This is a genomic window from Arcicella sp. GW458-12-2-14-TSB2, assembly GCF_059423785.1.
In genome coordinates this window covers 63167-77311 of the sequence record NZ_JBWKYN010000001.1, presented here as the reverse complement: position 1 = coordinate 77311, position 14145 = coordinate 63167, and the positions used below count along the sequence as shown (strand labels likewise).

The following is a 14145-nucleotide window of genomic DNA, read 5'->3' as shown; positions in this document are numbered from 1 at the left end:
CTGTTAGGCTTAATCTTATAAACCTATTTTAACGCCTAAGTGAAATGATTTTTGGATAGGCTCTAAAGTATTATCAACGCCTTGTCCTACTACTGCATTTGTTGAACTAAATTCTGGATCATACCCAAGGTATTTTGTCAGTGTTAACACATTGTTTGCCGAAGCATACACGGTTAAATACTTCAAAAGACTTTTGTTGACAGAGAAGTTATAAGAAACTGAAATTGATTTTAATCTAAAATATGAACCATCTTCAATCCATCTGTTCGAGAAACGTGAATTTTGAACAGGGTCACCATACGTAGCTCTTGGAATATCTGTTATTTGTCCTTCTCCTCTCCAACGCATTACCATTGCTTGCGATTGGTTTAAATAACCATTACCCGACTCTAACACTCTGCGTGTATAGTTATATACTTCATTACCAGATACAAAACTACAAAGGGCATCTAACGTCCAGTTTTTATAGATGATACGGTTGTTAATCCCACCATAAAAATCAGGATTTGGGTCACCGATAATCTTTTTGTCTTGGTCATCGATTATTTTATCACCATTTACATCTTCAAATCTTATATCACCACCTTTGAAAGCTCTTAAAGAACCATCAGCCAGTCTTGACATATAACCATCTGCCGCCGCAGCAGCATCTGTAGCATATACACCTTTTGAAACATTACCATAGAATGCATTTGGGCTTTCACCTACTCTGCTCAAGAACGAAGCCTGTCCGTAGTTAGAAACGATGTCTGCATTACCGTTCGGTAGCTTATCCAACTTTGTTTTTGATTGAGCGATAGTAACACCAAAATCCCACTTCAAGTCTGATTTGTTCAATAATTTAATGTTCAAACTAGCTTCAGCCCCTGTAGTACTCATGGCTCCGCTGTTTGTCATTACATAACTTAATCCCGTTACTGTTGGCAATTTTTCAGCCACAATCATATCCGTTGTTTTATTGCTAAATACATCAACACTTAAGCTTATACGCTCATGAAGAATATTCATATCTAAACCAGCATTGAATTTTGATACACTTTCCCATTTCAAGTTCGGATTAGCAATGTTTCCACGTACGATACCTTGAAGACCCAGTAAGTTTTGTCCAACATAATATTGCTTAGAAGCATAGTTGCCAATATCATCATTACCAACACGACCAGTAGATACACGAAGTTTTAATAAATCGAAAGGCCCATCTGCTAAGAATTGTTCAGACGAAAGCAACCAAGCCGCAGAAACCGAAGGCATCAATGCAAATGGCGTGTTGCCTATGCTGATAGCATCGCTGGTTGATACACTTTTACCAAAGCGAGACGACGCATCCATGGCTACGTTGAATGATAAGAAATATTTGTCTGAATAAACATAATTCAAGTTTAAATAGGTATTCATCCAGTTGTATGTACCAATACCCCCTTTAATATCATTGTAAATAACAGAACCATTACCCACACTGATTAATTGGTCAGTAGCTGAGTTATACCCAAAGATTTTGTCTTGTTCTACTCTTGAATTAATAAAACGTACTCCTAAGCGTCCTGATAAATCATGAACGTTTTTAAAAGTCTTATTAAACGCTAAATACGTTTCGTTTGAAACATTGAACAAACGCTTCGTTTGTGAACTTAACTGATTAAGAGCCAGTACATTTTTAAGGGTATCGCTCACTAAACCATAGTTTGGTATAAAGCGGTTTTCTTTGATTTTATCAAACGTAACAGCAATATTAGTCCCGATTTTTAACGCACTCGAAAAAGCATATTGGAAATCAAGTACACCAAAGAAACGATACGCCTTGTTACCCCCAATAGTACTGGTAGCAGCCACCGCAGGGTTACCTACTGAGAAAATATCTTCGTCTGCATAAAATGGCGAGAATATCCCAGTATTTGAAACACTATAATCTGTCAAGAAAGGTGCTTTTACCAATGATAAATAAATGGGGTTGGTCTTAGAAGCAAAACCAAAATCTTTTGTTTCAGCCTCGTTATAAGAGAAACTCAAATTTGCAGCAGCAGTAAGCTTACGGCTAAGGTTCATGTCAGCATTAAAACGGGTACTGTATTTTTCTAAAGTAGAACCAGCCACACCATTTTTATTGCTCAGATAATTGATTGAAAGGGCATATTTTGCAATGTTGTCACCACCTGTTACACGTAAATACATGTTGGTTAATGGCTTGCTAGCATATACTTTCTTTTGCCAATCAGTTTCGTTATGATATGTATAATAGTCAGGATTGTTTGCCTTATTATCATTCATATAAGGCAAACTTTCAATCTGTGAATTTGAATAGCCCGATGAAGATAAAATATCTGATAAATAACTTCTATAACTATTTGTATTCATTACAGGCAAGTCTTTAGGAGCCATGTTTACTCCGCCATACATCGCAAAGTCAATTTTTGTTCCTAGTTCTTTCGCTCTTGACGTCGTAATTAAAATCACGCCATTCGCTGCCTTCGTTCCATACAATGCTGCCGCTGAGGCATCTTTTAATACAGTAATGTTCGTAATATCTCTTACATCAATGTATCCTAATGGATTATCGAAATAATTACTATTCAGTGAGTTTCCATATACGCCAGCATCATAAATGATATTATCAACTACATAAAGCGGGCGGTTTGTACCTTGCAATGAATTTAACCCACGCAAAGTAGTAAATGTCCCGCTGTTTGCAGTACCCGAATAGCGAGTGTTGTTTAAACCCGCTACTCTGCCTTGTAAATAGCTATCTGGAGAATCTGTGATTTTTGACCAAGCATCAGGCACAGGCAATGAACTTGCAGCACCTATTACACGCTTTCCAATTGAAATACCTGTAGGCAAAACATATGATTTTTCAAGCCCAGTTTGGTCTTGAATAACAATGTTGATTTTACTACGTTTAGCTACAGCAATTTCAGTACTTTCATACCCCGGACATTCAACCGAAATTGAAACCATTGGGCTAGGAATACTTAATTTGAATGTACCATCTTCAGCAGTAATAGACGAAGTCATGCTTTTGTAATACACCCTTGCACCCGTCACAGGTTTACCTGTTGATGCACTGATAATAACCCCCGAAATTTCGGTATTATATTTTGGATGAATTTTAACTACTTCCTGAATTGGGGTATCCTGAGCCTGTACAGCCGAGCCGCACAGCACTAATCCACAAAAAGATGCTAAAGCGACAGTCGTTTTGGGGAATGTTTGTATATTTTTTATGAAATACTTCATTAGAATCATCGTTCGTTTTTTGGCAAAATATTATGTAGCAAACTAAAGAACTGGTACAAGCTTAATGTAGTCAAGGGCCATGGCATTGGTTCCGTTGGCTACTAAATATAGGCTTAGTGTACCATAAGAACTTACTGTGTACTCACCGAGTAATTGTTCTGTATAATTCTTCACTGGCAGTGCCGCTGCTGGATAAGCAAAGGTTGCTGAACTCAACGAGCCCATCGATAACTTTTGGTTAATGGCAAAAGTGGCTGTTTCCCCCGTTGCTGTGTTAGAACCGTACAAATCGTTTACGGCTACCCAATACACTTTGTATTTGATAGATGGTGTTTCTGGCAAGTTGTAACGAAGCCAAAAACCGCTGTTTCCATGTCCAACTACAAAGACCGATTTGAAATTTGTATTAGTCAATGGGTTTAATAGCGTACGTACCGCAATTACAGTAGAGGCAAGGCTTGATGCTGTCGTCATTCTGCTAGCATAATTTTCACCTTCAACAATGATGGGCTTAAACTTATCGTTGATAGTTACACCAATTTTATTCAATACATACACTGTTCCGTTACTTACTTTTATCGTTTGCACGATGGCCGACTTATCAATCGCAAGAGTTACATCAAACTTTGATTTTAAAGTAGCAGGTAGTTGATTGATTGAATATTCCCCTTCAATGGCTAAATCTTTGATGGTTTCATAAGCGGCTTTTCTGTAGGTACTATCAGTGGTACTTGTTTTGAAATATGGAGAAATCTTCGTTACTTCTTGATTAAACACATCGTTAGCCAAAAGGAAGTAAGTATATTTTTTCGACTCATCATTCAAATCATATACTTTCTGAGTGAAAGCGTTTACTGTTTCAAAACCTGTTCCTGGGCGATATACTGGCAAACCAGTTGTAGCACTAATACTATCTATCGTAGCCTTACTAGCATTAAATACTTGTGAAGTAAGGTTGATAATAGCTGAGTTCTGAGCGTAAGTGCCTTTGGTCGTATTAACATATTCCCACAACGAAGGAAATACCTGAACCGCCGAACCAATAATATGCAATACTCCATTGCCTACATATTTATTAGACGATGTAATGGCTGCTGTACCAAAAATATCCTTTCCGAAAGTAACATATTTACCATTTACTAAACCAACTGATTCAGTAGTGGTAGTTGTAGGCATAACATGACTTTGCAAAGCAATATGGTTGCCAACAAAGGCTTTTAATGCTACCGAGTCATTGATAATGGTAGTACTCAAACTAGCTAAAGCTTCGTTGGTAGGAGCCCACACCGTATAGTTTTTAGAAGAAGAAAGCACTTTGCTGTACCCCGATTTCTCTAAAAGCTCTTTGAACTTACTTAAGTTAGTTTGTGCACTAATTTCAGCAAATAAGGTTTTCCCTAAATCATCATTTGCAGATACTAAACGGTCATCCCATGTCTTACACGATAGTAGGATTGTTCCCCAAAAGGCAATTAGTAAAAAGTATAAGTATCTTATTTTCATTTGAATGCTTTTAATATTTATAATATAAGTCTCTTTATTGACCAGTTTCTATCATCGAAATACAAGCTGTTACTCATTAATCAGCGTACCGTCTGGTAAATGGCGAGGACTAAGCTGATTCTGGTTGATTGGAATGAACTGAATCATATCAATGTTGTTTGGCGAGTGCGTACCATTGATAGCCTGCAAACGGAAAGTATGCCTGTCAGTTGTTTTAATATCAATTGTTCCAAGCAAACGTGCTGCAGCATTGATGTCTGTTCCAGGTGACATAAAAATTTTCCAGCCTAGTGATTCTAATTCTCCCGCTGATAATGAAGGAACTTGGTCGATAAATAAGAAAGGACGTGTAAGCGTTTCACCATCAATTGCTCCTGTACAAGTAATCGTAAAGCTGTTTGATGTACGTTGACGTCTGTAGCACATCCATACTTTGTACTTACCTTTTGGAATAATTGGCGTTTTCATATCAAGCCATAAGTTTCTACTAGGTACACCCATCGGTACTTGTAAATAGTCTCGTTTGGCTGCGTTTTCAGAACCAGCATATACATACGTAGGAGGGAAGCTGGCATTTGCCCAAGTGATGTCTTTCAATACCGTACCCACAGGGAAAGCATAAGTCTTTTTGCCATAATATGCTGAAAGCTTTTTGATTTCGGGGAAATCGCAAACGTCCCAGTCAATTCTGATAGGCAAACGTAATTTTACATTGTAGTCGCCCAAACTGCTGTGTACTACACCATTAGTGGCAGTGTTGTCGCTTAGTGTACGTGACAATTCAACGCCTACTTCTCTGATTCCATTAAAAATATCATCGTTCAATAACACAGTTTGTCCCTCTAATTTAGAACTAACTACTGTAGGTTCAGTTGATACCTTTGTAATGTGTGAAGTAGCGGTAATAATATCGCCCAAGTATTTAGCTCCATCTAGGATATGGTATGCCACATAAATATTAAGGCTGTCAGTTTTAAGTTTTGGATTACCCGTCTTCGAATATCTCGCTTTCAGCTTCGTATAATCGGTAAAACCAGCTTTTGCTAATACCGTGTTCGACTCCGCTACCAAAGTCATAAAGCGTTTATCGATATTCTCGTTAATCACATTTAGCGAATCATAATATCCAGTTTCTTTCAATGCCTGTGTGAAAATTGAATAGTCTGGATTGTCACCCACAAATTGTGCAATTGTCTTAGTCGCAGGTTTCAATACAGCATCCAAAATATGCAACATACCGTTACCAGTTTTGATGTTCGACTCTACGATATTCGCTTGGCGATTTAATGTATAGCTTGAACCTTCAGTACCATTCGTTACGCCCGATAGCAAGTATTGTCCATACATCGTTACTAGTGGTAATTTACCATCTTTAAAAGAGTTGGTAGTAAGGGTATCTCTGATAACATGGATTTTCACGATAGCCTGAGCCTCCTCTTTAGTAAGCTGGTCGGTAGTTTTGCCAATCTGTGTTAAATAGGCTTTTACGGCAGTGTTAGTAGGAGCAAACATCGTATAAGCTCCATAAGCATCCAAGAACCCATTATAGCCAGATTTGTCAATAACTTTGGCAAAATCTGAATACTTTTCAGGGTATTTCAGGAGGTAACTATATAGGTTGGCATCACCCGTAGTGGTTTCAACAATTTTTACGTCCGTACAGCTCATAATACCTAGCCCTATTAATAGGCTAAGTAATGGTAATGTGAGCGATTGTATTAACTTTTTCATTTTCTTATTTTTTTAATGTCTTCAAAATCATCTTGAAAAAATGTTGTTTTAACCTCTGATGGTTACTTATAGAATGGATTCTGAACCAAAAGTGTATTTGTTTGAAGTTCGTATAGATAAATCGGCAAATAGTGACTATTAGGGTCTTTGATTTTAGCAATCGCAGATTGTTGTCTTTCGCTAGGAACACTTCTGGCTGTTAAATCAATCAATAAATCAAGACGCTTATAATTACTTCTTTTGGCATTTCTAAGGACATCAAACCAACGTTTTCCTTCAAAGGCAAATTCTCTGGCACGTTCTTCTAAGATATATTCCAACACACCGCCTACACCATCAATATTGGTAGGCTCTGGCGACTTCTCAGTTTGTGGAATTGCCCAAGCTCTCTGACGAATTTGCTTTACAATCGCTAAAGCTTCTGTTCCTCTATTCAACAAAGCCAACGCTTCGGCTTTCATCAGAAGGACATCTGCATAACGATACACGATAAAGTTGAAAGGAGTATCACCCGACAGACGGTCGTATTTTCTAATTACTCCCGTAGCTGTGCTTAAAGAAGCATCATCAGCACGTGTGTCATAATTAGTAGGGTCTATGATGTCTTCCGTAAAAAGTGTTTCAGTTACATAAGTGGTAGCCTGATATCTTCTATAAGTACTAGAAGCACCCGAACCAAAAATGGCATAGAAAGGATAAGTAGTAGCTACAAATCTGATGACATAATCACTACCATGAGCCAACTCGAAGATACCTTCGTTTGAATTTCCTGCTTTGATAGTATTGAACCAAGATATACTTCTTTCGGGGCTTGATACTAAACCGAATTTAGCACTTGCAATTACTTTATTAGTAGCAGCCAAGGCTTCAGTTGGTTTTTCCATCCACAAATACACATCAGCCTGTAGGGTATTTACCATGTGTTTAGTTATTCTACTATGGTCTTTTTCTTTGTTGCCATAAGTACTTGGAATATCCTTCTCAGCTTCTTCTAAATCCTTTACAATCTGTGCAAGGATAACATCCTTACCCGATTTTGCTAACGCAACAATCTCATCATCACTACTAGTTGCCGACAATTTCAATGGCACCTCTCCGAATAATCTTACCAGATAAAAATACATCCACGCTCTCATTGCTTTTGCTTCAGCAACGTGTCCTTTTAAAGCAGCTTCTGTATAAGTCTTATCTTTGTCTAATACACTTGGAGCAAATGCTACTACAGTATTGCTGTAATTGATAATACGGTAGAAATCTCTCCAGTCTGTCAAGGCATTCGTTGGTAGAATATTACTACTCATGATGTCTAGTTCAGCATTGGTAATTCTGAATGAACTAGTAACCATATCTGCTCTGATTTCACCCAGAATAAACATTTTTTCAGGCAAACCATCTATCAAAGAAGCATAGATACCACTTACCGCAGACTCTACTTGTTCTTTATTTTGCCAGAATCGACTCTGTACGATTCCGTCTTGTGGGCTCAGTGCTAACCAACTGTCGCAAGAACTAGCAATCAGTAATGAGCATACACAAATCAGGTTATAAAATATCTTTTTCAACATTGTATTTTTATCTATAATTGTTGTATCTGTATTGATTATACTTAGAAAGTAGCCGCTATACCAAAGGTCACCGTTTTAGGTGCTGGCGTCATCGAGTTATCCGTCGCTACTCTGAATGGGTCACTCCCACGCATCTGTACTTCTGGGTCTTGCCCGCTATAGTTAGTCCAAGTCATTAAGTTTTCTACGGTTGCATATGCTCTCAAGGCTGTAATATTCAAGGTTTTCAAAAGCTCTTTCTTGAATGTATAGCTTATAGTAGCTGTTCTGAAACGTACGAATGAAGCATCTTCAACGTATCTGCTTGATCCCAACCAGTTATAACCAGTATTGTATAAAGCACGTGGTACCATAGTTTCATCACCTTCTTTTCTCCAACGAGCCAATACTTCAGTACTCTGATTTCCGAAACCATACATATTAGTAGTATTCATACGGGTAGCATTTACTACGTCGTAATTATTACGGAAGTTGAAGAAGGTAGTCAATTTGAAAGATTTATAAGTAACACTTGCTCCAAATCCACCTGTGAAAGCTGGGTTACTGTTTCCTAAATACACTAAGTCCATGTAGTTGATATTACCATCTTTGTTAACATCTTCATACATCGCATCTCCGGGTTGGAATACATAGTCAGTTTGTGGGTAATTGAAACGCATATAAACTGACTGAGCATCTGGCGTAATGATTGGTTCACCACTTTTACCTCTCGCTACCGTAGCAGCTTTGTCTTTATAAACCCCTAAATAGCGGTAGCCATAGAATGAACCAAAAGGATTGTTTACTTGCATATAAGTCATGTAAGCACCATTCAACGTTGAAATACCACCCTGGCGAGGATATAAATCAGAGATTTCGCGGATTACGTTGACGTTATGAGCAATGTTCATGTTGAAATCTACCAACCATGATTTGGTCTTGTAGGCATTCAAGTTTAAGCTGAACTCCCAACCAGAGTTTTCCATTGTACCCACGTTCATTTGTACCGTGTTGAAACCAGTAAAGGCAGGAATCTGTAGGTCTTCAAAGAATAAATCTTTAGTACTGTTTTTATAGAATTCAGCATCAATCGTTAATTTTCTGTTACGAGTAATTAAGTTGATACCAATGTTTCTACCAATGATACGCTCCCAGCGGAGGTTGTTCAATTCTATCGTTTGTGGAACAACACCAGCAGAACCAAGGTAAGACCAACCCAAAGTATTGTATTTACCATAGAACAGATAGTCTTTGCGTGGAGCATTACCACTTTGTCCGTAACTCATTCTTAAGCCTAGGTGCTCAATTAAGTTGTCGAATCTTTTCATGAAAGGTTCATCCGAAATAATCCATTTTGTTGAAATAGAAGGGAATAAACCATAACGATAATCTGGACCAAAACGAGAATTACCATCACCACGAATACCAATATCAAAGATATAGCGGTCTAAAAAGCCATAGTGAATGTTCCATAACAAACCAATGTTACGAGTCTGCGAAACACCTGATGATAATTTTGAAGTAGTTAAACGAGCTGGGTTGGTAACATCTGTCAAATCAGATGATGCCGTATTGGTAACATAAGCTTCTTGCCAAACAGATTTAATATCTGAAGTATTCAACGCCCATAAACTTGTAAAGTCATGTTTGGTGTTTTTCCATTTTGGCGTATAAATCAAACTTGTTTTAGTGGTTACCGCAAAACCATCAGCATCGCCATCTGTCGCAACGTTTACCGCAGGGCTAGTAAATGTTTGTCCAGTAGCAACTTGTGGTAAGAAAGAGTTTGTTTTGTTATTGTTAATATCAAACTGAATATCAAAAGTAGCTATCCATTTTTCAGGTACTAAATCGTACTGTACTTGAAAGTGAGGAATAATTCTTTCTGAAATAATATTGTTTTTCGCAGATTCAACCATCGCAACAGGGTTATAAGTCCCTGGAAAAGCACCCTGAATATTGGTTAATGGCGAAAAGTAATTACCTGTCAATGTTCCTAAATCATTGTATTCAAAAATACTCATGTTAGGCATTTTGCTATAGGCTACCGAACGAATTAAATCTTTATTACTTGTTAACGCTGAAACATAGTTTCTGGCATTTGACGAGTGTGTAAACGATAAGTCGGTTTTGAAACGAATATTGTTTGATACGTTATAGTCGAGGTTGATACGCGTATTCAAACGGTCTAAGCCAGTACCAATCGTTGTTCCTTTTTGAGTAAAGTATCCAGTAGAAGCATAATATTTAGCTTTTTCACCACCACCCGTAATAGAAACATTATGGTCTTGTGAATAACCAATTTGTGTAATGGCATCTACCCAGTTTACGTTTTGTCCGTAGTTGTTGAACCAATAAGGGTCATTTGGGTCATACTGAAATTCTTTTACTGTTTGTGTATTCAATGGCACACCGTTTCTATTCATGACAGCTTCAGGAATCAACATTGAGTATTGGTCACCCGAAAGCATTGGAATAGCATTTGGCTGTTTAGAAACAGAACCTTTGAAAGTATAAGTAACCTTAGGTGTACCAACAGTACCTCTTTTCGTATTAATTACTACTACCCCATTGGCTGCTCTTGAACCCCACATCGCTGTAGCAGCAGCATCTTTTAACACTGCAATATTTTTAATGTCCGAGGGTGCTAAGTTTAATAAAGAAGCGTAACCCATTTCGTCGGCACTACCAAAGTTAAAGTCAGATGGAATAGATGTTTCATAAGGCATACCATCTACTACAATCATAGGGTCAACTGATGAGTTGATTGATGACGTACCCCTGATTCTGATTTGCATCCCTGTACCAGGGTCACCAGAAGCAGCCGTAATATCTACCCCTGATAAACGACCTTGCAACATTTGGTCGATAGATGTTCCCTGCATATCTTCCACGGCCTTTGCATCAATTTTCGCAACGGCAATCGTAGTATTTCTTTCAGAAACAGACATCAACCCGTTATCAGTTGGACGAGCCGAAACGACTACCTCGTCAAGGTCTGAAGTGGTAGCCTCAAACCAGATTTTTATCGAAGTACGTCCTTTGATATCAATCTTTTGGGTTTTGTAACCGATACTCGAAATCGAGAGTCTGTTATTGGCATTAGAAACCCTGATAACGAAATTCCCTTCCACATCCGAGCTTACCCCTTTAATGATACGGTTGTCGCGGTCAATCTCAGCTACTGTAGCACCTATCACAGCAGAGCTATCTTTGAGGTCAATAATCTTACCTCTAACAGTATGTAAATTAGGTGTTTGTGCTATTGACAAATGTTGGCATAATAGCAATACCCCTGTTATTATTAGTAATTTGGTAAAAATTTTCATTGGCTTATTTGCAAGTTTTTTTAAACGAGTTGTATGACCTATAAATCCACTAGTCGTATACCGTTGGGGTTTAGTTGGCCTTTAAATAACCATCAATCAAATGAATCATCGCTCTGTTAGAAAGGTTGTTACTTTTGTCAACTCTAACATTAGATTTCTTTGAAGTAGCATCTGCCAATTGCATCGAACCTACACTATTGAGTACGGTAACTTTTACAGGGTCTCCTACAGCATCCTTAAGCAAAGTTTCCATCGCTCCTGATTCTTTACCGTCTGGTGCAATTGATTTTTTGTTTAAGATATGATAGCTGATGAAGTCTTCTACCTTCTTTTTATCAAGCAAGCTTGTAGGATTAAAATTTGGTGTTTTTACTGCCCCAGTACCTGTTCCCGGTAAAACGCCATCATTTACTGCTGCCTGAATCGCCGCATTGTCTGGCACAAAGAATGTATAAAAACTACCCTCGTTTACGTTGCTTATCGCAAATGTTGCAGCCGTGAAAATGGTTGAGTTTTTAAGGTATTGATAGAAATTATAGTAAGGTGAGTCTGAAGTAGCACCTAATACTGAAAGGTCTTTACCGATAGGGTCGGCAATGTTAGTATTAGCTGGTGCAAAATTCAATAAGCCAGTAGTATAATATACTTTTCCGTTTGAAGCAGTTTTAGATTTTACAATACTTAACGGAGCCGATTTGATACCTGTTGAGGTTACTTTGTTGTTTTCGTATTTGATATACTCACCATTGATTGCATCAATTACGCCTTTTCCTGATAAATCATTCAATTGGTTTTGTGGTGTATAAACAACACTAGTAGCCACAATTCTTTGAAGGTTGGCTAACATAGAAGTACCCGATGTACGAGTAGTAGTTCCCGGTGCTGTATAGCCCCATTCACTGTTAGCCACGTTTGATACAAATTTAGAAGGGTCATAGTCATAACCAGCCGCTTTGAATGCTTCGTCACTAATCATGAACAAAGTATAGTTTACTCGTGGGTTAAGAATGGTATTTTTCCAGTCCATATCCAATATTCTTGTCATGATACTGTACTTAGGGTCTAGATATGCCTTTGAATAAACCGAAGAGAAAAGGTTAGATTCTTGTACTTTGTTGGTACCATAAAGCATGGCATTACTCAATACTTTTTTCTCGATAACGTTGCTAGCGGCATCAAAGCGAGCTTCCTCGCCCAATGCGTTAAAGCTGTTTTTGAATTTAGTTGGCCAAACTGTAGTTGGAAATAAGTGCGCATTGATAAGATCGATAACAATTCCCGGAGGCATTGCATCCAATGACGTATAGTTTTCTAATAATACAGTATTGATATACTGTGTCAGCACATCATTAGTAGGAATAAAGGCCGTCCACATATCTAATTGTGAATCATTATCAGCATTCTTCAAAAAGTTTTCGCAGTTAGTCGCAAAGGTCAAAAACTTACCACTACTAGCTTGTTTATTGAATGTCTTTACATATACCTTGTCGCCTTTGCCAGTGAGGTTACTATATTTAGTCGTCATGGCATCGTTCAAGGCATACGTAGCAGCATATTTCTCAATCAGGTTTCTAAACACACTGTATTGAGGTTTAGTACGTAAAAACTCATCGATAGAAGGTTGAGGAGTCAATACTTTATCAATTTCATGAATCATACCGTTTTCAGCAAAAATATCAGCATTCACTACTTTTGCTTCCATCACATTAAAACCAGCATAGGTTGAAGTTGGATAGAAGTAATTGTAGTCGGCAGCGCTTAATCCTACGGCAGTGAAATACTCATCAATGAAATATGAAATATGCTTGTTGTTGTTATCACCGACGATATAGTTGTTATTAGGGCGATTTAATGAAACAGCTTTTAATTTCGTACCATCAAAAGTAGTTTCGTCATAGAAGCCTGTATAAAAGGCAGTCTTTCTTCTGAAAGCTCTTGATTCTTGCCAGCCAAGGGGTGACTGGTAGTCGGCTAGACGAGATTTGTCAAAAGCATTAAAAACTAAAACGTTTTGTATAAGTTCGCGAGCTTTCGTAGAATCTAAGCTAGCCAATGTAAGACCTGTTGTCGTAAAATAAGCTTTGAAGGCTTCATCATTGGGTGCAAAAAATGTCCAATAGCCAGCACTACTAAGGGTACGTTGATAGCCACTTTTATCAATAACTCCTAGCAGTGTGGTGAAATTCCCTTTGTTTTGGAGTGTTTGATAAATGGGTGGCTCTAATGTTTCTGGACGTTTGTATATATCCAGCTCTTCTTTAGTACAACTACTAAGCAAAGTGAACACGATGCCAAGCATGACAAAAAAATAACGAAAAGAGTATTGATACATCATTCTTTATGGTTTATGTATATTATAGGATTGTGATTTAATTTTTTGATTTTGTTAATTTTAAACAAACAGGTTTCACATGAAGATTTTTGACCTTCATTAATTTTAAGTTGAAATTGGATGAAACTCTTTTTAGAGTGTTATCTTATGTAATCGTAGCAATTATTGTGGTAATCAAAAGTGGCTTGGTTGAGTATGTGTCTTCTTAACACATTTCGACTAATTTATGAAGGAGTACAGTTTTGTTCATAGAAAATAGTTTGTTTTATATAGTGATTTAATGATACTTTGGACTCGGGAAAACCCTTTGAGACTAGCTTTTAGGGATAAAAAAAGTTTGATTTATGGTTTAATAATCTTGAAATTGTTTGTTTTTGCTAGCCTATTAAAGGCTTATTTTACCTAATTCATAAAAAGCATTTTTGTATTTTATGAATTATTTATTGTAAAATAACCTATTAAGGTTTCGCTGACC

6 protein-coding genes are annotated in these 14145 nt (G+C 37.5%); all 6 read right to left on the bottom strand.

Translation table 11 applies throughout. The annotated features are described in order from the left end of the window. Window positions 1-15 precede the first annotated feature (15 nt). A complete protein-coding gene (locus AC07XN_RS00235) occupies window positions 16-3231 on the bottom strand; it encodes a SusC/RagA family TonB-linked outer membrane protein (RefSeq protein WP_494741606.1) in 3216 nt (1071 codons plus the stop codon). Window positions 3232-3273: 42 nt separating this feature from the next. Further along, entirely contained in the window at window positions 3274-4734 is a 1461-nt protein-coding gene (locus AC07XN_RS00230; RefSeq protein WP_494741605.1) for a fasciclin domain-containing protein, read from the bottom strand. A gap of 69 nt (window positions 4735-4803) precedes the next feature. Then, the gene (locus AC07XN_RS00225; protein WP_494741604.1) at window positions 4804-6465 is read right to left on the bottom strand and encodes a fasciclin domain-containing protein; all 1662 of its coding nucleotides are present in this window, start codon (window positions 6463-6465) and stop codon (window positions 4804-4806) included. Window positions 6466-6527: 62 nt separating this feature from the next. Further along, the gene (locus AC07XN_RS00220; protein ID WP_494741603.1) at window positions 6528-8030 is read right to left on the bottom strand and encodes a RagB/SusD family nutrient uptake outer membrane protein; all 1503 of its coding nucleotides are present in this window, start codon (window positions 8028-8030) and stop codon (window positions 6528-6530) included. Between the two features lie 41 nt (window positions 8031-8071). Continuing rightward, window positions 8072-11338 carry a SusC/RagA family TonB-linked outer membrane protein gene (locus AC07XN_RS00215; protein WP_309914534.1) on the bottom strand — a complete coding sequence of 1089 codons (3267 nt, stop codon included), beginning with the start codon at window positions 11336-11338 and terminating at the stop codon, window positions 8072-8074. Between the two features lie 70 nt (window positions 11339-11408). After that, window positions 11409-13673, bottom strand: coding sequence for a fasciclin domain-containing protein (locus AC07XN_RS00210; protein ID WP_309914537.1), 2265 nt, complete (start codon window positions 13671-13673; stop codon window positions 11409-11411). Between the last annotated feature and the right edge of the window lie 472 nt (window positions 13674-14145).

What these genes read in the sequence shown, in the direction of transcription:
- AC07XN_RS00235 (WP_494741606.1), bottom strand. Translation starts at nt 3,231, where the DNA reads ATGAAGTATTTCATAAAAAATATACAAACATTCCCCAAAACGACTGTC.
- AC07XN_RS00230 (WP_494741605.1), bottom strand. Translation starts at nt 4,734, where the DNA reads ATGAAAATAAGATACTTATACTTTTTACTAATTGCCTTTTGGGGAACA.
- AC07XN_RS00225 (WP_494741604.1), bottom strand. Translation starts at nt 6,465, where the DNA reads ATGAAAAAGTTAATACAATCGCTCACATTACCATTACTTAGCCTATTA.
- AC07XN_RS00220 (WP_494741603.1), bottom strand. Translation starts at nt 8,030, where the DNA reads ATGTTGAAAAAGATATTTTATAACCTGATTTGTGTATGCTCATTACTG.
- AC07XN_RS00215 (WP_309914534.1), bottom strand. Translation starts at nt 11,338, where the DNA reads ATGAAAATTTTTACCAAATTACTAATAATAACAGGGGTATTGCTATTA.
- AC07XN_RS00210 (WP_309914537.1), bottom strand. Translation starts at nt 13,673, where the DNA reads ATGATGTATCAATACTCTTTTCGTTATTTTTTTGTCATGCTTGGCATC.